General features: G+C 64.2%; 22 protein-coding genes and 2 pseudogenes. 9 read left to right on the forward strand and 15 right to left on the reverse strand.

All coding sequences use genetic code 11. The features are described from left to right. Positions 1-131: 131 nt before the first annotated feature. The 3 genes from H8A95_RS03515 to H8A95_RS03525 form a co-directional block, all read right to left on the reverse strand. Entirely contained in the window at positions 132-941 is an 810-nt protein-coding gene (locus H8A95_RS03515) for an esterase/lipase family protein (RefSeq protein ID WP_229181854.1), read from the reverse strand. 183 nt (positions 942-1,124) lie between these two features. Beyond that, entirely contained in the window at positions 1,125-2,207 is a 1,083-nt protein-coding gene (locus H8A95_RS03520; RefSeq protein ID WP_229181856.1) for an AraC family transcriptional regulator, read from the reverse strand. 311 nt (positions 2,208-2,518) lie between these two features. Further along, positions 2,519-3,463, reverse strand: a complete 945-nt coding sequence (locus H8A95_RS03525) for an AraC family transcriptional regulator (protein ID WP_229181885.1) — start codon at positions 3,461-3,463, stop codon at positions 2,519-2,521. Here H8A95_RS03525 and H8A95_RS44075 point away from each other — a divergent pair. From H8A95_RS44075 to H8A95_RS03540, 4 genes are all read left to right on the forward strand, one after another. Then, entirely contained in the window at positions 3,404-3,538 is a 135-nt protein-coding gene (locus H8A95_RS44075; RefSeq protein ID WP_338027770.1) for a hypothetical protein, read from the forward strand. The genes H8A95_RS03525 and H8A95_RS44075 overlap by 60 nt on opposite strands. 312 nt (positions 3,539-3,850) lie before the next feature. Then, positions 3,851-4,609 carry an acetoacetate decarboxylase gene (locus H8A95_RS03530; protein WP_163157193.1) on the forward strand — a complete coding sequence of 253 codons (759 nt, stop codon included), beginning with the start codon at positions 3,851-3,853 and terminating at the stop codon, positions 4,607-4,609. Positions 4,610-4,630: 21 nt separating this feature from the next. Beyond that, positions 4,631-5,605 carry a 3-hydroxyacyl-CoA dehydrogenase NAD-binding domain-containing protein gene (locus H8A95_RS03535; protein WP_229181857.1) on the forward strand — a complete coding sequence of 325 codons (975 nt, stop codon included), beginning with the start codon at positions 4,631-4,633 and terminating at the stop codon, positions 5,603-5,605. Positions 5,606-5,736: 131 nt separating this feature from the next. Then, complete coding sequence (locus tag H8A95_RS03540) at positions 5,737-6,936, forward strand: CaiB/BaiF CoA transferase family protein (RefSeq protein ID WP_229181859.1); 1,200 nt, start codon at positions 5,737-5,739, stop codon at positions 6,934-6,936. Between the two features lie 377 nt (positions 6,937-7,313). Here the strand turns inward: H8A95_RS03540 and H8A95_RS03545 are convergent, their stop codons facing one another. The 5 genes from H8A95_RS03545 to H8A95_RS03565 form a co-directional block, all read right to left on the reverse strand. Beyond that, positions 7,314-8,387, reverse strand: coding sequence for an AraC family transcriptional regulator (locus tag H8A95_RS03545; RefSeq protein ID WP_229181860.1), 1,074 nt, complete (start codon positions 8,385-8,387; stop codon positions 7,314-7,316). Positions 8,388-8,560: 173 nt separating this feature from the next. Then, on the reverse strand, positions 8,561-9,961 hold the full coding sequence (locus H8A95_RS03550; RefSeq protein WP_338027768.1) for an L-serine ammonia-lyase: 1,401 nt from the start codon (positions 9,959-9,961) through the stop codon (positions 8,561-8,563). Continuing rightward, on the reverse strand, positions 9,958-11,127 hold the full coding sequence (locus H8A95_RS03555; RefSeq protein WP_229181863.1) for a M20 aminoacylase family protein: 1,170 nt from the start codon (positions 11,125-11,127) through the stop codon (positions 9,958-9,960). The genes H8A95_RS03550 and H8A95_RS03555 overlap by 4 nt, the downstream gene beginning before the upstream one ends. Before the next feature lie 21 nt (positions 11,128-11,148). Then, a complete protein-coding gene (locus H8A95_RS03560) occupies positions 11,149-12,426 on the reverse strand; it encodes a DUF3100 domain-containing protein (RefSeq protein ID WP_229181864.1) in 1,278 nt (425 codons plus the stop codon). A gap of 335 nt (positions 12,427-12,761) precedes the next feature. After that, complete coding sequence (locus tag H8A95_RS03565; protein ID WP_420839325.1) at positions 12,762-13,355, reverse strand: GNAT family N-acetyltransferase; 594 nt, start codon at positions 13,353-13,355, stop codon at positions 12,762-12,764. A gap of 193 nt (positions 13,356-13,548) precedes the next feature. Here H8A95_RS03565 and H8A95_RS03570 point away from each other — a divergent pair, with 193 nt between their 5' ends. Both H8A95_RS03570 and H8A95_RS03575 read left to right on the forward strand, forming a co-directional pair. Further along, positions 13,549-15,165 carry an AMP-binding protein gene (locus tag H8A95_RS03570; RefSeq protein ID WP_229181867.1) on the forward strand — a complete coding sequence of 539 codons (1,617 nt, stop codon included), beginning with the start codon at positions 13,549-13,551 and terminating at the stop codon, positions 15,163-15,165. A 174-nt stretch (positions 15,166-15,339) separates the two neighbouring features. Next, positions 15,340-15,534, forward strand: coding sequence for a hypothetical protein (locus H8A95_RS03575; RefSeq protein ID WP_163157210.1), 195 nt, complete (start codon positions 15,340-15,342; stop codon positions 15,532-15,534). A gap of 57 nt (positions 15,535-15,591) precedes the next feature. Here H8A95_RS03575 and H8A95_RS03580 read toward each other — a convergent pair whose 3' ends face one another. Continuing rightward, a complete protein-coding gene (locus H8A95_RS03580; protein WP_229181868.1) occupies positions 15,592-15,978 on the reverse strand; it encodes a c-type cytochrome in 387 nt (128 codons plus the stop codon). Between the two features lie 13 nt (positions 15,979-15,991). Next, positions 15,992-17,959 (reverse strand): thiamine pyrophosphate-binding protein, encoded by a 1,968-nt coding sequence (locus tag H8A95_RS03585; RefSeq protein ID WP_229181869.1) that lies wholly within the window; start codon positions 17,957-17,959, stop codon positions 15,992-15,994. A gap of 589 nt (positions 17,960-18,548) precedes the next feature. Between H8A95_RS03585 and H8A95_RS03590 the strand changes: the two genes are divergently transcribed. Both H8A95_RS03590 and H8A95_RS03595 read left to right on the forward strand, forming a co-directional pair. After that, on the forward strand, positions 18,549-18,800 hold the full coding sequence (locus H8A95_RS03590) for a C40 family peptidase (RefSeq protein ID WP_229181871.1): 252 nt from the start codon (positions 18,549-18,551) through the stop codon (positions 18,798-18,800). Positions 18,801-18,935: 135 nt separating this feature from the next. Continuing rightward, positions 18,936-19,115: a hypothetical protein gene (locus tag H8A95_RS03595; protein WP_229181873.1), complete on the forward strand. Its 180-nt coding sequence runs from the start codon at positions 18,936-18,938 to the stop codon at positions 19,113-19,115. Between the two features lie 24 nt (positions 19,116-19,139). On the opposite strand, the gene H8A95_RS03600 is transcribed toward H8A95_RS03595, so the two are convergent. Continuing rightward, positions 19,140-19,772, reverse strand: coding sequence for a TetR/AcrR family transcriptional regulator (locus tag H8A95_RS03600; RefSeq protein WP_229181875.1), 633 nt, complete (start codon positions 19,770-19,772; stop codon positions 19,140-19,142). A gap of 94 nt (positions 19,773-19,866) precedes the next feature. Here H8A95_RS03600 and H8A95_RS03605 point away from each other — a divergent pair, with 94 nt between their 5' ends. Beyond that, on the forward strand, positions 19,867-20,532 hold the full coding sequence (locus tag H8A95_RS03605) for an O-methyltransferase (RefSeq protein WP_229181877.1): 666 nt from the start codon (positions 19,867-19,869) through the stop codon (positions 20,530-20,532). 47 nt (positions 20,533-20,579) lie between these two features. On the opposite strand, the gene H8A95_RS03610 is transcribed toward H8A95_RS03605, so the two are convergent. The 4 genes and pseudogenes from H8A95_RS03610 to H8A95_RS03625 all read right to left on the reverse strand — a co-directional run. Next, on the reverse strand, positions 20,580-21,308 hold the full coding sequence (locus H8A95_RS03610) for a hypothetical protein (RefSeq protein WP_229181879.1): 729 nt from the start codon (positions 21,306-21,308) through the stop codon (positions 20,580-20,582). Positions 21,309-21,416: 108 nt separating this feature from the next. Then, positions 21,417-21,674 (reverse strand): hypothetical protein, encoded by a 258-nt coding sequence (locus H8A95_RS03615; RefSeq protein ID WP_163157230.1) that lies wholly within the window; start codon positions 21,672-21,674, stop codon positions 21,417-21,419. A 117-nt stretch (positions 21,675-21,791) separates the two neighbouring features. After that, positions 21,792-22,442: pseudogene (locus H8A95_RS03620) on the reverse strand (NAD(P)H-dependent flavin oxidoreductase); the annotation flags it as partial. A 52-nt stretch (positions 22,443-22,494) separates the two neighbouring features. After that, positions 22,495-23,445 (reverse strand): annotated as a pseudogene (locus H8A95_RS03625) (PAS domain-containing protein); the annotation flags it as partial. Positions 23,446-23,607: the final 162 nt, after the last annotated feature.

Genomic DNA, 23,607 nt, shown 5'->3' on the forward strand with positions numbered 1-23,607 from the left:
TTCTTCAGGTCCCCGAGCCACGGCATCGCGCCTATGCCCATTGCGTCGGATTGGCTGTCATCGGTCCCCATCGATCTCCTCCTTCTGGTATTTGGCTGATGGCGGCGAAATGCCGTCCAGCGGACTGCGCGTCAGGCTGCGGACGCGCGCGGCCAAAGCAGAGAAAGGCTGTTCTCGGTACGATCAGGATCGGGGTAGACCAGGCCGCGAAGACCGCTGCGGTCGAATGGCGACCAATCATCCTCCGGCAGCGCGAGCCGATCGGCGATCGCGTAGAGCACCGCCGGATTGTGTCCGAGACCGCAATGACTGCCCTCGACCTCGATATTCTGCGTCCGCAGGCCAGGCTGCTCCCGGCAACCCCACCACGAGACGATGCCGTCCGTGCGCGAATAGATTGCCGTGCTCGGGACCGGCGGCGGCAGCTTCATCACGTCCCGGTCGGGCCAGTCGTCGACCCGACGCTCGCTCAGAACCTCATAGAGACGCCACGCATTGCTCGCCTTCGGCTCGTTCGCGAACGGGCTGCCGAGTGTGATCACCTGGCGCACCAGCTCGGGCGTGCGCCGTGCAATCTCGCGTCCAAACACGCCACCAAGGCTCCATCCGATCAGGCTCACCTTGCGCTGGTAGCGCTCGGCAAGCTCTGCCAGCCGCGCATCCATGGCGGCCTCGACGCCGGGACGCGGTCCGTGGTTGGGCCCAAGCTTCCAGCCGTGCGCCGCATAGCCTTGTGCCTTCAAATAGGCGCGCAACGGCCGCGTCGACATATCGCTGGCGGAGAGCCCCGGCAATACCAGCACCGGATGTCCGTCGCCGCGCGGCGCGCGCCGAAGCAGCGGATAGCTTGCGAAGAACGCCTGCAGCTCCCAAATCCCGCGCGCCTCGAGCGCGAGCAGCAGCTGCGACGGCGGTGCGGAACGGTCAACGGCCGTTTTCATGTCTGAATGTCCCCTCCCGGATCACACGGTACGACCCGCACGACCCGTCATTTTTATGATCGCTGCCAAGCCCCGCGAGCGGCTCCATACCAATCCCGATCGCGCAGCCGTGCATTCCCTTGGTCTTAAAACGCTATCGGGCAGGTCAGACCGGTAAAAGGTGCAATTGGCCCACTTGAGCGGTTAGTTTGGGACATCCGCCAACAAATCTTGCGCGCATGCTGTGACGCCTGGTGCCCGGCCATTGCGGAAATCCGACGGGCTTTTGCCGGTCCAGCGGACGAAGGCGTGGCGGAAGTTCGCCGCGTCGCTGTAGGCAAGCCGCGCGGCGATCTCGTCATTGGTCATTTGGGTGTTACGCAGATAGCCGACCGCGAGTTGCATGCGGAACTCGGAGACGATCTGCCGGTAGGTTTTCTGCTGCAGTTGCAGCCTGCGGCGAAATGTGCGCGGGTGAATCATGAGCTCCGCCGCCATTGCCTCGATGCTCGGGAAGCGGCCGGGATGCTCGACGAGCCGACGCCTTATGTCGGCTGCGAGGCCATCGTCCCGCGCGACAGGATCGAGATGCTGACGGCAGATTCGGACTGCCATCGCCCTGGCCATCTCGTCGGGGCTGATCGCCCGATGGTCGATCCAGGCCATGTCGAACTCCAGCATGTTCTTGGATTGGCCGAACTCGATCGGACACTGAAAGATCCGATCGTAGCTCCTGGCGTGGGGCGGCGTCGCGTAGGCGGCGCTCAGCTTCGAGAAGCGGAACGCGCCACCATAGACATCACGGCTCAGCGTCTGACAGGTCGCAAACGCGAACTCCAGCGCGAACCGATAGACGTCATCAGCCGGATCGCGAGACAGCAGAGGATCGAGCAGGCAGCTCGCCGTATCGTCCTTGCGGGTAAAGTCGATGTCGGCGACCGTACCCAGGATCCGGCCATACTTGGCCGCGAAATCGATGACTTCGGGACGGGTCCGGCTGCTCAGCATCGCATAGCCATACATGCCGTAAGCCAGGACATGCATTCGTTCTCCGGCACGAAACGCGATCGCCGGATCCTGCGACAGCCGGATCGCATTGCGAAAGACCGTCTCGACCTGCCGATAGGAGACGCGTACCGACGAGTCCTTGAGGTCGGCACTTCTCAAATTGGCGCCGCCGAGCGCGCGCGACGCGGAGATCCCGTCCTCCGCCAGGACATCCACCACCGCAGCGATCCGTTGCGGCGAATAGAGACACTGCACGAGATTTGGTGACGGGTGATACACGAGCTTCCTCGTCCGCCTTCAGCGCCTGTTCGCCGGCCTCGCAATCCGGCTTCTCGCTACCTGCCGGCAGGCTAGTAAGCCGGACCAGGCAGCGGAAGGTTCGATTGGTCGTGTTTGAGGGTGAGTTCCGGACAAGACCGGCTAAAAGAAAGACCGCCGAGGGAGGGCGGTCGAGGTTGGGAGAACGCAATCGCGAGCGCAACCACGGCGCCGAGCATAGACGTGGTTCGACCACCCAAAGGTTCGATTGAACCGATTTGCCGGTGAACTACGGACAGAGCGCGCGAAGCCCCCTCGTGGATATCTCGGGGTCAAAGCCCTTCGTCGCTTCGGAACTCGGAGGGATTCCTGCCGGTCCAGCGCAAAAAGGCGTGGCGGAAATTGGCCGCGTCGCTGTAGCCAAGGCGACTGGCAATCTCCTCATTGGTCATGCGCGTCTTGCGCAGATACTCGATCGCAAGCCGCATGCGCACCTCTGCAAGCAGATCGCGATATGAGGTCCCCTCCGCTTCGAGCCTGCGCCGCAGCGCGCGGGGATAGATGTCGAGCTGCCCCGCGATCGCCTCGATACTTGGATAGCTGCCCGGCTGCTCGATCAATATCCGGCGGATATCGGCGGCAACACCGCCGGCGCTGTTCACCTCGCCGAGTATCTCCTCGCACATCTCCCGCGCCATGGCGTGGGTTCGCGGATCGGCCAGTGCCCGCGGACCGTCGTTGCGCGCGTATTCGTATCCGCAATGAAGTTGGTTGAAGAGCACCGGGCATTGGAAAAGGCTCTGATAGGCCACGGTGGACGGTGGCGGCGCATAGTCGAGCAGCACGCGCGAAAACCCGAACCCCTGACCGGAGCGGTCGCGAATGGTCGTCAAGTGCGCGGCCAGCGCGAACTCCACTGCGAAGCGATGCACACTCTCGGTCGGATTCGGCCAGTGCATGGGCTGGAATGTCGCCGCCACCGTCTCACCCTCATAGGAGAGGCCGAAATCGCAGAACGGCCCCACCACGCGGATATACCGCGCCGCAAAGTCGCGGGCCTCGGCGTGCGTTGCGCTGCTCAGCAGCGCGTATCCGTACATGCCGTAGGCGGTGACGTGCATTCGCGCGCCCGAGCGCAGCGCAATGGCGGGGTCCTTTGCCAGCCGCAGCGCATTGCGGATCACCGTGTCGAGCTGCCGATACGATATTCGCGTGGTATGGGACTCGAGCTGGGCGATGCCAAGCCTGGTGCCATCGAGAACCGTCGATGGATCAATGCCCTGCTGGCGAAGCTCGGCCGCAATGGCCGCGATCGAATGCGGCGGGAAGATACGCTGCGAGAAACCGGCTGACGTTCGACCTGACGGTTCGCTTGCCTGCGGATCGTGCCTGGTCATGACGACCGCTTGTCCCCTGGCATTCCGCGCGTTCCTCCCTGCGATTGATCTACCATTCCGAGCGTAAGCCCGATCGCGTATGCGACGCAATGACCGCATGCTTGCAGGCCGTACGCGACGCAATCCGCGTCCGGAAGTCACCCGGTCGGCGGTCCAATCGCACCTTTCTACGTCTTGCGAGATCGCTAGGCTCGCGACGCTTGCTCGAGAGCCGGCACACAGCCGGAGGCCCGTACGGACCACTGCAAGCTATCAGGGGAGGAGCGGATGCGACGGGAAGACGTTCTCAAGCAGCTGACGACGCCAATCGGCGCACCGGCATTTCCCCGCGGACCTTTTCGTTTCAACAACCGCGAATACTTCAACATCCTCTATCGCACCGACATCGAGGCGTTGCGCGCCGTCGTTCCCGAGCCGCTGGAGATCGACGACCCGCTGGTCCGCTGGGAAATCATGCGGATGCCCGACACCTCCGGTCTCGGCGACTACACCGAATGCGGCCAAGCGGTCCAGGTGCGCTTTGGCGAGGAGAAGGGTGAATACCTTCACGCGATGTATCTCGACAATTTGCCGGCGCTGGCATCCGGCCGCGAGATCAGCGGCTACCCAAAGGTGATCGGCAAGCCGAGGCTTTACGTCGATTCCGACACGCTGGTGGGCACGATGGATTACGGCACGCTTCGGGTTGCCACCGCGACGATGGGCTACAAGCACCGTGCGATAGACCTCGAGAAAGCAAAGACCGAGATCTGCGTGCCGACCTTCATGCTGAAAATCCTGTGGACATATGACAGCCCGAAGCCGGCGGGAGAGCCACGCATCTGCGAGCTGCTGCGCTCCGAGATCACCGACATCACCGTCAAGGGCGCATGGACCGGCCCCGCACGGCTCGAGCTGTTCGCGCACGCATTGGCACCGATGGCCGATTTTCCGGTGCGCGAGATCGTCGCGTGCAGCCACATCATGACCGACCTGACACTGTCCCGCGCCAAGCGCTGCCACAACTATCTGGATCAGCCGCGGTAAGCGGGCGCCTCGGAGGAAATCATGCCAGCAACCGCAGACCGTGCCGCCGTGCTCAACCGCTATCGCAATGTGTGCGTCATCGGAGCCGGCGTCATCGGGTCCTCATGGGCCGCGCTGTTTCTCGCGCACGGGCTCAATGTCGTGATCAACGACCCGCAGCCGGACATCGAGACCGTCGTCAATGCCGCGCTGATCAAGATCGCGCCGACACTGCTGAAGCTTGGTCTGCCGCATGAGGGGTTGGCGCGTAACCTGCGCTTCGAGCCGGATCTCGCGCGCGCGGTCGCCGGTGCCGACCTCGTGCAGGAGAACGGTCCGGAGAAGCCCGAATGGAAGCAGCAACTCTGGGCGCGTATCGAGGCCGCGGTGCCGAAACACGCGCTGCTGCTGTCGTCCAGCTCGGCGCGGCCCGCCACAGAGCAGGCTCACGAGATGAAGGATGCGAGCCGACTGCTCGTCGGCCATCCCTTCAATCCGCCGCATCTCATTCCATTGGTCGAGGTCGTTCCTGGCGAACGCACCGATCCGAAGGCCACCGCCGACGCCGTGGCTTTTTACGAAGCGCTCGGCAAGGTACCGCGCGTGCTCAAGAAGGAGATTCAGGGCTTTGTCGCGAACCGGTTGCAGCGCGCGATCATGCGCGAGGCCTGCTATCTCGTGCAGGAAGGCGTCGTCACCGTAGACGAGCTGGACGACGTCGTCACCAGCTCGATCGGGCTGCGCTGGGCAGTGAACGGGCCGTTCAGCTCGTTTCACATGGGCGGCGGACCGAAGGGGCTCGAATCGTTCTTCCAGCACCTCGGCAAGAACATGGCCGCGTCGTTCAAGGTCATTCCGCAGGTCGATCTCGACGAGGCGCTGCAGCGCCGGATCATCGACCAGGCGGCCGCGTCGTTCGGCAAGACGCCGATTCCGCAGATGGAGCGCGCGCGCGACGACACTCAGGTGGCGCTGCTGCACGTTCTGGCGGCACGCAACGGAAGAGACCGCACATGATCGGCTCGCGCCCGGGGCTGCATGCGCTCGCAGGCCCGGACGGTCGCCATATTGCGGGACAAGGTCATCCGGTCGGCGAAGACCGGTCCAGCCTGGGATGATCCCAAAGCATCAAGCGGAGGCGGACTCACATGAGCATCTTCGAGGGTTTGAAGGTCATTGACTGCGGCAGCTTCATCGCCGCGCCGACCGCTGCGACGCTGTTGGGAGACTTCGGCGCCGACGTGATCAAGATCGAACCGCCCGGCGCCGGCGACGCGTTCCGTCAGGTGCCGAAGCTGCCGGGCATGCCGAGATCCGACCATCCCTATGGCTGGCTGCTCGATAACCGCAACAAGCGTGGCCTCGCGCTCGATCTTTCGAAGCCCGAGGGCCAGGCGGTGCTGCATCGCCTTTCATCGACCGCCGATGTTTTCATCACCAACTATCCGCTCGCGGTCCGCAGGAAGCTCGCGATCGGCTACGAGCGGCTTGCCACGATAAACGATCGGCTGATCTACGCCTCATTCACCGGATATGGCGAAACCGGCGACGAGGCGGGAAAACCGGGCTTCGATGTCACCGCCTACTGGGCGCGTTCGGGCCTGATGGACATGGTACGGAGCGACGCCAGCACGCCGCCCGCGCGGGCACTCGCCGGCATGGGCGACCATCCATCGGGCGTCTCGCTGTTCGCGGCCATCGCGGTCGCGCTGTATCAACGCGAGCGCACTGGCCGCGGTACCCAGGTCGGCTCCTCGCTACTCGCCAACGGCGTCTGGTCGAATGGCATCATGGCGCAGGCGGCGCTGTGCGGGGCGACGTTCACGCCGCGACCGCCGCGCGAGAACCTGTTCAATGCGCTCGGCTGCTACTACCGTTGCCGTGACGGCCGCTGGCTGCTGCTCGCGATCGTCAACGAGCAGCGCGACTGGCCGACCGTCGCGAAATGCCTCGGCCTCGACGACCTCCTCACTGACCCACGCTTTGCCAAGCAAGCGGATCGCTTTGCCCGCTCGTCGGAACTGATCGCCCTGTTCGACGCGGCTTTCGCAACGCGCGACCGAGACGAGTGGCGCGCGCGGCTCGATGCGGCCGGCATCGTCTTCGAATGCGTCGCCGAGATGGGCGACCTGTCGTCCGACCGGCAGATGCAGGCCGCCGGCGTTCTCGTGCCATTCGAGAACGACCAGATGCTGACCATCGACAGCCCGTTCTTTATCGACGGCGCGACCAAGGTCAAGCCGCGCAAGGCGCCTGCGGTCGGCGAGCACAGCGCGCAGATCTTGCGGGAGGCCGGCTACGATGACGCCGCCATCGCAGGGATGCGCGACAGCAAGGTCGTGGCTTGACAGTTTGACCGTCAGGTCATTCTCACCGGATTTATGGCACCCACAAGAAAAGGCCGCGCTCCCGGATGAGAAGCGCGGCCAGTCTCGAGGCGCCCGAACCGGGGGGCTCCACAGCCGCGGTGCGGCGCAGCTGTGGTTCGGGAGGCACCCCTGAGCAGAAGCGCTCAGGACCTGAAGTGCGTGAATGCCGGTTGATTGATTGCTCTGCCGCGCATTGCCCCGTATCTCTCGCACCGCTCATCGCGTTTGCTGTCGACGACCAATCTAGGCATGGAGTTCGACCGCGAGGAGGTTCGACGAGGCCGGTTCGGAGGTGACTTTTGGACAGCGCGAGGTGACGAACGGTCAAACATGCCGCTGTCCTGAATCACCGGCCTTCACATATGCGGAGAGACCCGGAAATCGGATGGGCTCTTGCCGGTCCAGCGGATGAAGGCATGCCGAAAGTTGGCGGCATCGCTATAGCCCAACCGGTTCGCGATTTCCTCGTTGGTCATCGCAGTCTTGCGCAGATATTCGATCGCAAGCCGCGTCCGCACCTCGGCCAGCAGTTCGCGGTACGACGTGTCTTCCGCCTCGAGCCTGCGCCGCAGGGCACGCGGGTGCATCGAAAGACGTTCGGCAATCGCCTCGATGCTCGGATACCTGCCGGGCTGCTCGATCAGCACACGCCTGACATCGGCCGCGATCCCGCCCGCATGATTGACCTCGGACAACACCTGCTCGCACATCTCGCGCGCCATTCCGTGGGTACGGGAATCCGCCAACGCCACCGGCCCATCGGCCTGCGACAGTTGGTACCTGTACTCGTTGCCTCGCTGACGAAAGAGAACCGGGCAGTCAAAGATTGACTGGTAAGCGCAGGCATACGTCGGCTCGCCGTAGGCAACGGAAATTTGCGAGAAGCGGAACGACTCGCCTGCCAGATCCTTCATCGTCGTCAAATGCGACGACAGGGCGAACTCGGCAGCGAAGCGATGCACGTCCTGCGTCGGATTTGGCCAATGCAGCGGCTCGAACGCACAGACGACCGCCGCACCGTCATACGAGTATCTTGCATCACAAAGTGGGCCTACGACGCGAAGGTATCGATTGGCGAAGGCGCGCGCGTCATCATAGGTCGCGCTGCTCAGCAACGCATATCCGTACATTCCATGTGCCGTTACACGCATTCGCTGTCCGGCGCGAAGTGCGATCGTCGGCTCGCTCGACAAGCGCAATGCGTTGCGAACCACAGTATCGATCTGCCGATACGAGATGCGCGTCGTATGATCTTCGAGCTGATCCTCGGCCAAACCCGTGCCCGCCAACGCCAGGGACGACCGAACGTCCTGCCTGTCGAGCTCGGCAATGATGGCAGCAATCAACTGCGCCGAATACGCGTGCTGGTCGAAATCGGGCGGCAATTGACATGCGGGCACCGTGTCTTGCGGGCGCCTTCCAGCGCTCATGGTCGTCCTCCTCCTGGGCCTAAAGTCTTGCTCAAATCAAAATCATTCGCAATGCTGGCGGCAGCTAATGGGCTGGCCCTATCCCCAGCCTGGGGGCAGCGCGCACCCCGGATTGCCCCTGCGGCGCCAAGATTCTTCCTCAAGGTGTTTCGTCGGCGTCGCCGAGCTGAGGGTCAGCATTCCACAACATTCACCGCGAGCCCGCCCAATGACGTCTCCTTGTATTTGGACTTCATATCCTCGCCGGTCTGCAACATGGTCTTGATGACGGCATCGAGCGAGACATAGTGCTTGCCGTCGCCCCGCAACGCCATTCGGGCGGCGTTGATCGCCTTGACGGCGCCCATCGCGTTGCGCTCGATGCAAGGGATCTGCACCAGTCCGCCAACGGGATCGCAAGTGAGACCGAGATTATGCTCCATCCCGATCTCGGCCGCATTCTCGACCTGCGCCGGCACACCGCCGAGCACGGCCGTCAGGCCGCCCGCAGCCATCGAGCAAGCGACGCCGACTTCGCCTTGACAGCCGACCTCCGCGCCGGAGATCGAGGCATTCGCCTTGTAGAGCATGCCGATCGCGGCCGCGGTGAGCAGAAAAGCTACGATGCCATCGTCGTTCGCGCCCGGACTGAACTTGACGTAGTAATGCAGCACGGCCGGAATCACGCCGGCCGCGCCGTTGGTCGGCGCGGTCACGACCCGTCCCCGCGCTGCATTCTCCTCGTTCACCGCCATCGCGAAGGCGTTGACCCAATCCATCGCAGCGAGCGGATCGATGTTCTCGGTGTCGCTGTTGCGGGCCGCCAGTTCGCGATAGAGAGCCGGTGCGCGACGGCGAATGTTCAGCGGGCCAGGCAACGGTTCGGCTGCACCCGCATTGTCGATCCCGAAACCGCGATCGACGCATCGTTTCATCGCATCCCAGATGTTCAGGAGACCGGCACGAACCTCGGCCTCGGTCCGATGGATGCATTCGTTGGCGAGCACCATATCGGCGATCGAGCGGCCGCTCGTCTGCGCGCGCGCGACCAGCTCGGCGCCGGTGCCGAACGGATACGGCCAGACCGGAGGCACGCCGCCGGCGTTGCCGGCCACATCGCCGGAGCCGCGTTCGATCACGAACCCGCCGCCGATCGAGAGGTAGTAGCGTTCCGCCAGCAGGCTGCCGTCGGTTGCGAACGCCACGAGGCGGATCCCATTGGGATGTTCGGGCAGCGTGCTGTCGGGCTTGAACACGATATCGCGCCCGCGCCGGAACGGTACTGGGTGAACATTGAGCAGCCGTAACTCGCCGGAGCGCCGGATGTCGGCAAGCTGTGGTGCCACCTGGGCCGGATCGACCGTATCGGGCTTCTCGCCGAGCAGGCCGAGGATCACGCCAAGATCAGTCGCATGCCCCCGTCCGGTCGCGCCCAGCGATCCATAGAGATCGGCGCGAACCTGGGCCGTCCTCGACAGAAGCCCATCGCGCTCGAGTGCGCGGACGAATTGCCCGGCCGCGCGCATCGGCCCCACCGTATGCGAACTCGAGGGGCCGATGCCGATCTTGAAGATGTCGAAGACGGAAAGCATCAGTCAGCAGGCAGTTGTTGCTTCACCAGCTCGACCCAGTAGGCGGCGCCGAGCGGCAGGATGGCGTCATTGAAATCATAGTATGGATTGTGCAACGGCGCATCATTAGCGGTTTCGCCCGCGCCGATGCAGATATAGGCACCCGGACGCTCCTGCAGCATGAAGGCAAAATCCTCCGATCCCATTGCAGGCTTGATGTCGGTCTGCACCTGCCCGATGCCGACGAGGTTTGCGGCTGCCGACGCCGCAGCATCGGTCTCGGCGGGCGTGTTGATCACACCCGGATAGCCGCGCATGTAGGTCAGATCGACTTTCGCGCCATGGGTTTGCGCCACGCCGGCGCAGACCTGCTTCATGGCGGCCTCGACCTGATTCTGGATCTCGGCGTCGAGCGTCCGCACCGTGCCGCGCAACGTGACCGTCTCGGGCACGACGTTCCAGGTGTCGCCGCCATGGATCTGGGTGACGCTCACCACCGCGGCGTCCATCGCGCCGATCCGGCGGCTCACGATGCCCTGAAGCGCGGAGACGAGATCGGCAGACACCAGGATCGAATCGATGCCTTTCTCCGGGGTCGCGGCATGACAGCCGCTGCCGGTCACCAGGATCTCGAAGGTATCGAGGAAGGCCGTCGCAATGCCGGTCCGGATTGCGAATTTTCCGCGCGGGATGTTGGGGATGTTGTGCATCCCATAGACCGCGTCGGCCGGAAACAGCTTGAACAGCCCCTCCTCGACCATCTTCTTGCCGCCGCCTTCATTCTCCTCGGCGGGCTGGAAAACGAAATGAACGGTGCCGCGGAACGGCCGATGACGGGCAAGCTGCACGGCAGCCCCGAGCAACATGGTGGTGTGGCCATCATGGCCACAGCCGTGCATCTTGCCGGTGCGGGTTGATTTGTACGCGCGGTCTCCCAGTTCCTGGAGGTCAAGCGCGTCCATATCGGCGCGCAGCGCAATCGTCGGGCCATCGCCGTTCTTCAGTGTTCCGACCACGCCGGTTCCGCCGAGGCCGCGGTGGACCGGGATCTGCATTTCCGTCAGCGCATCGGCCACGAGCTGCGCCGTGCGATGCTCTTCGAACGCGGTTTCCGGATTGGCATGAATGTCATGACGCCAATCCAGCATCCGCGCACAAATATCGTCGGCGATTCCAAATTCCTTTGACATGTCCGGGTCCAGCTCGGTTGGTTAGCGATGGAAGTAGTCGGCGATCAAGGTCGCGCCGAGGAACGTGCCGGCAGCAGCCGTCAGCGAGACCACGACGATACGCCAGCTCAGCTTGCGGAAGATCGGGAGGTCCTTGGCGACCGAGAAGCCTGCGAGCGTCAGCACCGGGGTCGTGAACGCCAGGAAGTTCAGCTTATCGACCGCGGCAATCATCGCGTCAGAGAACGGCAGCAGACCGGGAATGCCAAGCACGGTGGTCACTGCGACGAGGATCAGGATGTGCGGCACCTTCGACAACATCCGGGCAAGAACGTCGACCAGCAGCACGACCGCGAGTACGACCAGGAGACCCGTACAGGTTTGCAGCAGCGGAACCTTGTAGGTGAGCGAATTGCCGATCAAGACGCCGCTCGCAATGGTGATCCAGGCGAGGAGCGAGTCGGAGAAGCCGAATGCGCCGTGCTTCGGTGTCTCGCCGGCGACGGCGATCGATGGCCCGAGATCTCCCGACTTGAAGTTCGAGAACCGGCCGAGCCTGGGCTCCAGCCTGTCATACAGCCAGGAGCACACCGGCAGCGAGAAGAACAGGGCGAAATAGAAGCCGAGGACTGCGGTCATTAGATTCGCCGCCGAAGCGATTGCAATCAGCTCCTTCGCCATCTCCGGCGGGTTATGGCCGTTGATGGTCCCGATTGCGGCCGCCATCATGCTGCCCGATCCGACGCCGGCGCCCATCGCAAGCGACCGCGGATCGAAGATGTGCAGGCTGGCAACGAATCCGGCCAGGAGCGCGATGAACAGCGCGCCGAGCACGGTGCCGGTGATGTACTCGGCCAGCACGCCGCGCCCCTCGGCAGAGTTCATGCCGTACTTCTCGCCGATGATCACCATGTTGCCTTCGCGGCCGATCGAGAAGGTTGCGCCGACCGCTTCGCGCTTGACGCCGAGCAGAAGCGCGATCGGAAGACCCAGCACCAACGTACCGAAGGTGTGGCCGAGTTCCTGGAAGATCAGCGCCCAGCCGGCCTTCTGGACCTCCGGAAGCGCGCCACCGACCGTGAAAGCCATCTTGATCACGAAGAGCAACAGTCCTGCGTTAAGCAGTTGTCCCGCATAGGTCTGCAGGCCTGGACCGATCTGCGCGACTGCGGGCAGATAACGTGCTGAAAGGCCCCACGCGGCCGCGATCAGGAGCGCCCATACCATCGGTTGGAGCAGCACCTTGCCCGGTCCGATCTGGAACTGGACGACTCCGACCGTCTCGGCAACAGCGACGATGATCGAAACAGCAACGAACAACGAGAGCTTGCCGCCGATTGCGGAAGGGACCGCCTCAGCGGCCTGGCCTAAGGAAGGAGAAGAGGTCGACGTCATAGTGCAGTACACCTCCGGAAAATGATTGCGAGGCAATGCGGTGAACGGTGAACCAACTTGCCCGCCCAGCATCGGGCGAAAGGCATCTTGCATCAATGATCGGCTTGTCCAATTTCTGTTGCATTTTTTGCAACACTTGGAGTCACGGGTCCAAGCCGCGAGAAGCGGCCGCATGAGTGATGATTTGGGCTATTCTCTCATCGTCCGGCGCGCAGCGGACGTTGTACGATGCTAAGCGCCCTCCCGCGGGGCGCCCTGCGTTACTCAGTCACGTCGGACGAGTCGCCCTGTTCGGAACGCTGCACCTCCGACACGTCGAGGCCAAGGACCACGATGTCGTGCGTCTTGCCCTGGAGATCCTTCACATGGTCGCGAAGCAATGCCTCGGTGCGAAAGCCGAACCCTTCGAAGATCGCGATAGCCCGGGATTGATCCGACGTCATCTGTACGGTCAGGCGTTCCAGGCCCATCGACAACGCGATGTCAAAGGCCTCATTCGACAGCGCCCGTCCGACGCCGGTGCCGCGCACATGGGAGGAAATCACGGTCCTGATCTCACCGACATGGGCCGACCACGACAGTGGATTCCGTGCGATCGTACCGCACCCGACCACGGCACCGTCTTTGACTGCCAGCAGGCTGACGATGGAGCCGCGCTCGATCTCCTTGATCCAGGCCGAGAGGACCTTCGGTTCGCTGATATTCCTTGGCAGGAACAGCATGTCGTGCACCGCAAGCGTCTTGGCGAATTTAAGTGTGGCGGCCTCGTCAGCGGGCTCCATCAGCCGAAACTCGACATCTCCGCTCTCGAAGTTGACGCGACGTGGATAGGATCGCATCCTGGTGTTCCTCATGCAGACAGCTCGCTCAGTCAGGAATTCTCACTTCGCCGCAACCGCCCTTGCGGCGGCACCGCGTTTCTCCCGCCTGTCCTGCACGCGAGAGCCAGATCAGGCAAGCCGAGCGCGCACCAATGTCCTAATATAGCCCCCGAAGCGGCCAGTTTGCACCTTTCCGAGTTGGCATGAGCACAAGAGCCTTTCGACAATGACCAATACAAGCACGCCCATTGGCAACGACGAACGACCGCTGCATGAAATACTCCGGAGGCATGCTCGTGAGCGGCCGGAGAAGCCGGCCTGCATCTGGTATGGCCGCGCCATCACGTTCCTTGAGCTCGACCGCGCGAGCGATGCATTTGCGGCGCGCCTGCAACAGCTCGGCGTCGCCAAGGGCGAGCCGGTAGCGCTGTTCATGAACAACTGCCCGCAATACATGATGGCGCAATACGGCATCCAGAAGATCGGCGCCGTCGCTTCGCCCTGCGGAGCGCTGAACAAGGAGCACGAGCTCGCCTATCAGCTCGACGATCTCGGTGCGCGCGTCATCGTCGCGGCCGAGCCGTTGTTGCCGATCGTGCACCAAGTCCGCGACAAGACGAAGCTCGAGCATGTGTTCGTAGTCCGCTACCAGGACCTGCTGCCCGAGCGGCCACAGATCGGCGTTCCGGACGAATTGTTGGGATCCGCCCCCGGGCCGGCTAGTGCAACAGGCGACACCGAAGACTTCCTCACCGTCGCAGCAAGCGGCGCAAGGCCAGACGCCGTCGCGATCGACATGAACGATACAGCGCTGATGATCTACACGTCCGGCAGCACGGGCCGGCCCAAGGGGGCGATGCTGTCCTATCGCAACGTCATTTTCAAGACGGCCGCGACCGTGAACTGCAACGGCATCGGCACTGATGACGTCCTGCTCTCGATCGCGCCGCTCTATCACATCGCGGGCATGGTGATGGGCGTGAACGCGCCGGTCTATGCGGGCGCTACGTCCGTCCTGCTGTACCGGTTCGATCCGCTCGTGACAGCGCAGGCGATCGACCGCTACCAGGTGAGCTGGTGGTACAGCGTGGCGCCGATGAACGTCGCGATCACGCAGCTTCCGAACATTTCCGATTCCAGGCTCAGCAGCCTCCGCGTCAATCCCGTAACCAGTTTCGGCATCGATTGGACCGAAGCGCTTGCCAAGAAGTGGCAGGCCGTTGCGTCGAACTGTGAAAGCTTCGAAGCGGCGTACGGGCTGACCGAGACGCACACGGTCGACACCTTCATGCCGCGCACGGCGGTGCGCTGGGGCACCCACGGCAAGCCGGTGCCCGGCAACGAGATCCGGATCATCGATCCTGACACCCGCACAGACACACCGACCGGCACGCCCGGCGAAATCGTGATCCGTGGCCCCGGCGTGTTCAAGGGCTACCGCAATCGTCCTGATGCAACTGCAGAAGCGCTGCGCGACGGCTGGCTCCACACCGGCGACATGGGCCGCCTCGATGCCGAGGGCTATCTGACCTTCATGGGGCGCTTCAAGGAGATGATCAAGGTCTCCGGCTACAGCGTCTTCCCGGAAGAGGTCGAATCGATCCTGAACAAGCACCCGTCAGTGGCGGCGTCGGCAGTGATCGGCATGCCCGACGCGGCGAAGGGCGAGGTGGTTAAGGCGTTCATCGTTCTGGCCTCCCACGCCGAACTGGGTTCGGCGCAGCTCGTGGCGTGGGCGCGCCAGAACATGGCCCCCTACAAGGTGCCGCGAGACGTCAGCTTTGTCACCGAATTGCCGCGCTCACCGGCGGGCAAGCTGTTGCGGCGGCTGCTCAAGGACTGACGTCGCAGCGAAGTGTCCCGAACGGCGGACAGCGCCACGCCACTATCGGCTCATGTCCTAAAATCACCGTCCATTCGGTCCGACAGCACCTTTTCGCGAATCGATCCCCATGTTGGACATGTCGTTTTGACCCCGGCGACTCATCGACAAGAAGCAAGATTGCAAGCCTGCCACATGTTCAGTCACGACGACGAATGTTCCAGCATCAAATACCAGCGACGCATCAAGCGGATGATCGAAGCCCTGCGAGGAGAACTGACGCTGCAGGGCATTATCGGTCAGGGCACCACCACGGATTTGCGCGTGGATATTGTTAGCCTGGCGGAAACCGCGCTCATGGTGTGCGACTTCGATAGAGTCGCGGACTGACGCGTCCGATACCCTGCTGCCGCCACCAACCAGGACGGACCGTCAAAATCCCTCCTCTCACTGGTTCAGGATCGGCGGAATGTCCTTGGGCGCCTTCGGCCCCGGCAGCGAGCTGAGATAGGCGTGGATGTCGGCGGCGTCCTTGTCCGACAGCACGTCCGCTGAGAATGACGGCATGTCGTTCGGCGCCTCGCGCAGGAAGGCGATGAAGGACTCCACGGGCAGTGCGATCTGCGCCAGTGCCGGCGTCAGGTAGTTGAAGCGGCCGCCCTGCCCGGCGCGGCCGTGGCATTCGAAGCAGCCGTCGGCAAGATAGAGCCGCTTGCCGTTGACGGGGTCGCCGGCCGGTGCGTCCTCGGCGTGCGATGCAACGGCGCCGCCGATTGCGATAGCCGCCGCGATCGCGGTGGCGGCGGCCAGGCGCTTCACAGATCCGATCATCATCGCCAACTCCGCCTCACCGCTGATCCATCACGACATCGAGCAGCGCCGGCTGGCCGCTCTTGACCATGGCGATCGCGCGCTTCAGCGCGGGCGCCAGCGCATTCGGATCGCTGACCGGCCCTTCGCCATAGACGCCGAATCCCTTGGCGACGGTCGCATAGTCGACGAATGGATCCTTGATCGTGGTGCCGATATCGGCGTTGGTGATGCCGCGGCCAAGGCGCGCCGCCATCGCCTGCAGATACATGTATTCCTGATGATAGGCGCGGTTGTTGTGCACGATGTACAGCATCGGGATCTGATGATGCGCGGCGGTCCACAGCGTCGACGGCACGAACATGAAGTCGCCGTCGCCGCCGATCGCAACCGTCAATCGTCCGTGCCGCTTGTTGGCGAGCGCAGCCCCGAGCGAGGCCGGCAGCGTGTAGCCGACACCGCCGCCGCCGGCGAGGCCGTTCCATTGATACGGCTTGGTGAAATTCCACAGCCGATGCGGCCAAGCCAGGCCGATCGAGGTGCCGACCAGCGACCAGTCCTCATCCTTGATCTGGCTGTAGAGCTCGGCGCACAGCCGCGCCGTGGTGATCGGGCTCGCGTCCCAGCCGATGGTGGCGTCAAGCTTCGCCTGCTCGACGGTGGCAAGCTTGGCCGCCGCGAGCTTCTTGCCGCGCGCATCGAACGCGGCCTTGCGGCCCTCGTCGATCCCGCGTTTGACCTGCTCGATCAGGGTGGGCAGGCTCGCCTCGGCGTCGCCTGAGATGTCGAGGTCGACGTCCTGGTAGCGGCCGAGATCCTGGTAGTTGGCCTTCATGTAGAGGCCGCGGGTGCCGAGCGTGACGATCTTCGCCGTCTTCTTGTAGCGCGGCTCGGAGCTGCGCACGATGCGATCGTGGAAATCGCTGAGCGAGCCCCAGATGTCGTTGACCTCCATCGCCACGATCAGGTCGGCCTGCGACAGGATCGAGCGGCGGAACGACTGGTTCAACGGATGGCGCGAGGGGAAATTCATCCGCCCGAAATTGTCGATCACGGCGCATTGCAATGTTTCCGCAAGCTCGACCAGGCGCGGCATGCCGGCCGGCGTGCGCGCCATGCGGTCGCAGAGGATCACCGGATTGTCCGCCGCGACCAGCATCTTCGCAAGCTGGGCCAGCGCCGCGTCGTCGCCTTGCGGCGGGGTCGCCGAGGTGAACTTCGGGATCCGCAGGCGGTCGCGGTTCTCGATCGGATTCTCCTGCAGCTCCTGATCGAGCGACAGCATCACCGGCGCCATCGGCGGCGTGGTTGATATCTTGTAGGCGCGCAGCGCCGATTCCGCGAAATGCTGCAACGAAGCCGGCTGGTCGTCCCACTTGACGAAGTCGCGCGTCAGCGCCGCGGGATCGATCGCCGAATGTGGCCACTCGGCGCCCGGCGCGCGCTTGTCGGCCTCCATGATGTTGCCGCCCATCACGATGACGGGGACGCGATCGCACCATGCGTTGTACATCGCCATCGATGCATGCTGCAGACCGACCACGCCGTGGCAGATCATGGCGAGCGGCTTGCCTTCGATCTTGGCATAGCCCTGGCCCATATGCACCGCGATCTCTTCATGCGGACAGGTGATGATCTCGGGCTTCTTGTTGCCGCCATGATTGATGACGGCCTCGTGCAGCCCGCGGAAGCTCGAGGCGCAGTTCATCGCGAGGTAATCGATGTCGAGCGTCTTGAGCACGTCGACCATGAAGTCGCCGCCGCTCGAGGTCTGATTGACCGGATCGGCCGGCGGCGGCATCGCGTCCGCTGCCGCAAGCCTTGGACCGGGGAGCGCGGCCTTAAGCGCTCCCTTGGGTCGCTGTTCCGGAAACGCCGACATCGCGGTGTTGGCCGCGGCCGGTGTGCCCAGCGCTGCCGCGCCTGCGATCGTTGCACCTTTCAGGAAATTCCGACGGCTGGAATCGGGCGCGCCATCGCGGCGCGAACTGCTTCGCTTCGACATGGTGTCCTCTCCGGGAACGTGACCAGATGCCTACGAGCTCATTGTTGCTTGCCGCGAGTGTCGTCCCCCATCTTGCGGCCCGTCAAGACACAGACGCGTCAGCGCGCAGTGCCAGCCGGGCTGCTCCGCGAAATCGGCATGGGAATGGAAGCAATTCAGCCACGCATCTCCGCGCGCGACGCAGCCTGCGGAGGCGAACACGGGCGCTGCGCGGGACCATTGAGACAGAGCCAGAACATGTCAGTCATGGCGTCTGCGCAGGGCGCCATGTCAGCCAGACTTCGCGCCATATTTTGGCCATAGCCCGTTTCTTAAAGGCCCCAGCGGGCCATGTCCCCGCCTCTGTTTTGCGTCGCCTGACCGATGCGGTCGCTTCGCAACCAAATCGCAGATCATCGCTGCGTCCCTTCCCACAACACGGATGGTCTGCCAACAACAAGAGGACTTTGTAATGCGTAAAACTCTCGCGGCTGTCGCCGTGCTCCTGGCCTTTGCTTCATCTGCTGCTGAAGCCCGCGGCCGTCACCATCATCATCGCCACTATGCACACGCACATTCGGGTCGCCCGGCGGCGTGGTGCGGTTGGTTCATGCGCACGCAGGTCGGCAGCGATCCGGGCCCGCAGTACAATCTGGCGCGATCCTGGGCGCGATACGGCAGCAATGCAGGCGCCCCCTCGGTCGGCACGATCGTCGTGTGGCGTCACCACGTCGGTAAGATCGTGGGTCAAGAGAACGGCAAGTGGATCGTCACGAGCGGCAACGATGGACACGCCGTGCGCACGCGGCCGCGATCGCTGGCCGGCGCCATCGCATTCCGAAATGCTTACGCTCAGTTCTAGGGAAACTTCGCTTCAGCGCTGACATCCGAGCGTGCGACGCCGAGCGGTATACGAACCGTTCATAGTCGCGGCCTACGCTGAGGCGGGGTTTCGCCCTGAAGCCCTCAGACGGGCGCCGTCACCTGTGTTGACCAGGTGGCGGCGCTTTTTCAGGAATGCATTCGCTTGCCTCGGAAACCGAAAAAGATCGCCACGGCTTCGACGACCGCTTCCTATTGGTCAGCCGCTTACGTCAGCATCTGCAATGGCGTGATGGTCTTCGCTGTGACGGGCGGCGTGCTCGGTTTTCTGCTGGCCGCCAAGCGCTATCTGTGAACGCTGCTCGATTGACCGCGCGTTTCACTGCCTTCCGAGACTCTTCAGATACGCGCAGAACATGTCGGCCATGGCGTCGGCATAGGCGGTGATCTCCGCGCGCGTTCGCGGGCTCTCCGAAAAATCCTTACCCACCGCGCTCAGCGTCGTCGTGATCAGGTCGCCCGCCATCCTGCGCACGGCATCGGGAGCCTTCGGCAAAGCTTTGCGCATGAAGGCTTCGATGGTGCCCTCGCTGGAGGCCCGCGCCTCGTGCGCCTCCGGCGCATCGCGATAGAGCGGCGCGGCGTCGCTCAGCGCGACGCGCACCGCGGCCTCGTCGCATTCGGAGCGGATGAAGGCGTGCACCAGCGCACGCAGCCGGTCCAATGGCGGCCGCGCTGCATCTTCGGGAATGTCGCGCAGCAGAGCGGTGGTCTGCCGCCACTCGTCGCTCTGCAGCCGGAACAGGATCGCCGCCTTGTTCGGAAAATACTGGTACAGCGAGCCGACGCTGACGCCGGCCCGCTCGGCCACCCGCGCCGTCGTGAAACCCTGCGCACCCTCCTTCGTCAAAACCTGAACAGCGGCATCCAGAATCGCCGCGACGAGCTCACTCGAGCGGGCCTGTTGCGGCTGTTTTCGTGAGGAAATTGAAGGGCTTCGCCGGCCGGTCATCGACGCCTTGAGGGAATGCGATTAGCGAATGCGAATAATTATTCGTATTTCTGGCGAAGCGCAAGGACGCGCCGCTTTTGCACCGGAGACCCATATGACCACGCTTACCTCACCCAAGCTCGCAGGCCTGCTCGATCGCCTGTTCGCGCAAGCCTCCGCCGCGGTGCAGGAGACCCGGCTCGCGGTGGCCGACCTTTCCGACGAGGAACAGGCACACCTGATGCGAAGCAGGACCGACTACCGCGCGCTCTATGGCCGTTTCAACAAAGTGCCCCTCGCGGTCTCGCGCGAGACCGGCGCGCTGCTCTACATGCTGGCGCGCGGTGCACGCGCGCGCAACATCGTCGAGTTCGGCACATCGTTCGGCATCTCGACGCTGCATCTTGCCGCTGCGCTGCGCGACAATGGCGGCGGGCGCCTGATCACCAGCGAGTTCGAATCGTCCAAGGTGACGCGTGCGCGGGACAATCTTGTCGCCGGCGGGCTTGACGACCTGGTCGAGATCCGCGAGGGCGATGCGCTCGAGACGTTGCGTGTCGATCTGCCCGATACGATCGAGCTCGTGCTGCTCGACGGCGCCAAGGCGCTCTATCCCGACATCCTCGATCTCGTGGAGAGCCGCCTGAAGCCGGGCGCCTTCGTGGTCGCCGACAATGCCGACTATAGCCCCGACTATCTGGCGCGCGTGCGCGCACCAGAGAGCGGCTACATCTCGACGCCGTTCGGCGGAGACGTCGAGCTGTCGATGCGGCTTGGCTGAGGTGAATGTTGGCGAAGCGCAGGTTCGGTTTCGACCGAACCCTGCGCTCAGATCATCGAGGCGACGCGTTCGAGGCCGATCAGGCGGGCCAGCGAACGGACCTCGTTCTTCTGATCCTCACGGAGCTGGAACAGCAGCGGCATCGCCGCCGACTTCAGCTGCTGAACTTCCTCGGAGTCGGGATCGATCGGCATGTTGCCCGCGGCGGGATCGCCCTGACGCTTGGCGTGGATCTTGCGGGCGACGGCGCGCAGCGCGGTCTCGACGGCCGGCCAGTAATATTCCTGCGACGACGACAGCTTGAGCCGATCCTTGATGCCGGCGATCTGCGCATCGCTGAGCAGCGCATAGTTCTTTTGCGGCGCCGGCTTGGCGGCGGCCTTGGGCTTCGGCGCAGCCGCGACCGGCGCAGGTGCGGGCTCGGCGATCTTCGGCTGGGCCGCATCGACGGGATCGGTGATCTGCGGCAGGCCGATATCGGCGGGTTCGGCGGAGGCGTAAGCCTGGCGCACCGTATCGGTCGCGCCCGGGATCGCGGCTTGCGCGCGCAGCAGCAGCGGCGACGGACTGGCCGGAGGTGCGGCCGGCTGGGGCACTTCAAAGGCGGCAGTGGCGAGCGTCGTGACCGCAAGCTTGTCCTGCTTGCTGGCGCGATTGGCAACCGGGCCGACATCGGCCTGCGCCGCCGGCAGGCTGTCACGGCCCAAAATGGCTGTGATCGCAGCGCCTGCGAGGAGGAAGCATGTCAGCGCGGCGAGGGTGATGGCTCTGGTCAAAAACAACTCCATTGCCGGCCGGTGTCACCGCAAACTGCGCGCGAAATGCGGCGTTAGCGTGCCGTGACAGCGCCAAATAGGTGAAATCGTCCCGAAACGGCCCGAAAATCAGGCCACGGCGTCAAGCTCATAGGCTTCCTGGATGTCGGCCACGATCTCATGCGCGGTCCACAGCGCGCCGGGCTGGACCGAATGCATGCTGACGGTCCAGTTGGTGCGGCGGGTGCGCGGGGTGCTGACGATGTCGAATTCGACCTGACGGCACAGCGGATGCCGCTGCAGGGCGTAAAACACCCGGGTCCGGAGTTCGTTGAGTGAGGCCGGGGTCTTGGCCGAATCCCTGGCAAGGAGCGCCTCAAAAGCCATGTCGCATTCCCACAACTTGCCGGGCGGCCAGCCGTGGCGGCGGACCATCCCGTGACGCATAGTTGGGACTGGCATGGTTAATGCCCCGTTAAGCGGACATGCGGGGTTTTTAGGCGGTCAGACGAGCCGCACCCGTGCACTCGCCGCTTCGTACTCCGCGATCGTCTGCGCCACGAGTTCGTCGATGCCGAGCACCCCGGTCACCCCCGAAGCGGAATGACCGCCACTCCAGACGTCGCGCCAGCGCTTCGGCCGGCTTTCGCGGGCGCCGATGTCGATGTCCTTGCCGATGTCGATCGCACCGCGCGCCGGCAAGTCATTGGGATCGAGACCGGCGGCCTCGATCGAGGGCCGCAGCATGTTGGTCTGCAGGCCGGTGAACGCCGTCGTCAGCAGAATGTCGTCGGCTGTCGCCTCGACCAGCATCTGCTTGTACCGCGCGTCCGCCATGCTCTCGCGCGTCGCGATGAACTTGGTGCCCATATAGGCGAGGTCGCAGCCGAGCGCCTCCGCGGCACGCAGCGCATGGCCATCGCTGATGCCGCCGGCGAGCACGATCGGGCCGTCGAAAAATCCGCGCACCGCGCGGACGAACACGAACGGATTGAGCCAGCCGGTCTGCCCGCCGGCGCCCGCGGTGAGCAGCACCAGCCCGTCGGCGCCGACTGCTGCCGCGCGCTCGGCATGGCGGATCGAGGCGACATCGGCGAAGACAAGCGCGCCGGCATCGTGCAACGGTGCGAGCACCGGCGCCGGCGAGCCGACAGACCCCGACCAGCGAGCGGATGCTGCCGTCGCGCCGACGCACCGCACGGGCACGCACGTCAACCCAGTGCTCGGTGCCATCGGGCCAGATGTTGCGGTACTCGATCCGGTAATCCGCGCCGGTGCGCAACGTTTGCTCGACGATCTCGCTCCGGCGGGCCCGATCGTCGGGATGCACCGCGTCCAGCAAATCCTGATACGTGAAGGGATCGCCGGACCTGCGCCCGAAGTATGTCTTGCAGGTCGGCGACGCCTCGAGCTCGAAATCCGGCAGATGAAGCTCGAGCGCGCCGAGGTGGCCGGCATTGAGCGCGGTCTGCAACAGGTCCTCGCTCTCGGTCAGATCCTCGAGGATCTGGCGGGTCTGGTACTGGCGGCGGCGTCCGCGCACCGTCGCGGCGACCAGGCTCGCCAACGTGGTTGGATGAAACGGTCGCTCGATGAAGGTGACATTGCCGAGCGCACGGCCGAGCCGCGCCGCTTCGGGATTGCGCTCAGGCCCGCCCTTCTCGCTGATCAGCACGATAGGGAAATCCGACCATGACGGCTGCTCGTTCAGCCAGCGCGTCAGGCCGGCGAGGTCGGCGGTCCTGATCGCCTCATCGGCAATGATGGCCAGGCCCGCGCCGCTTGCGACCTGGCGCTCGAGCTCGGCGAGGTCGCCGCAGATGTTGGCGTAGTAGCCAGCTTCCTTGATCAGATGGGCAGTCCTGACGGCGTCCCGCTCGCTCGCGGCGAGGATGACCGCGCGTTCCGAGGACGGGCCGGGCTTCATCGCGTCTGTCCCTGCGGCGGCCGGGCGTAGGGACCGGCCGGCACAGCACGAAGCCGCCGGGCGGCCAATGCCACGATGCCGGCGGCGGGATCGATAGGCGTCATGGGGCCCCCTAACCTGAGCGAAACTCGCTGGTGCCGCCAACCGTTCCCGCCAGGCGGGGTTATTTTTCGCCGTAGCCGCAGCCGGTTGGCGCGGCTCCTGCACCGCAAATCGGTGAAACAACCCCATGCACAGTAGACGTGGCCGGCCTCTCTCCTTCCCCCTGAAAGGGAGAAGGTCGGGATGGGGGTCAGCCGCAGGTCCGCTGCAAGTGGAGAGAGCTGATCCCCACCCGCTTCTGACGAGCGAAGCAACCTCCCCTTTTCAAGGGGAGGCTGGAGAAGCGCAGGC

This window comes from Bradyrhizobium oropedii (assembly GCF_020889685.1).
In the GTDB taxonomy this organism is placed as follows: Bacteria; Pseudomonadota; Alphaproteobacteria; order Rhizobiales; family Xanthobacteraceae; genus Bradyrhizobium; species Bradyrhizobium oropedii.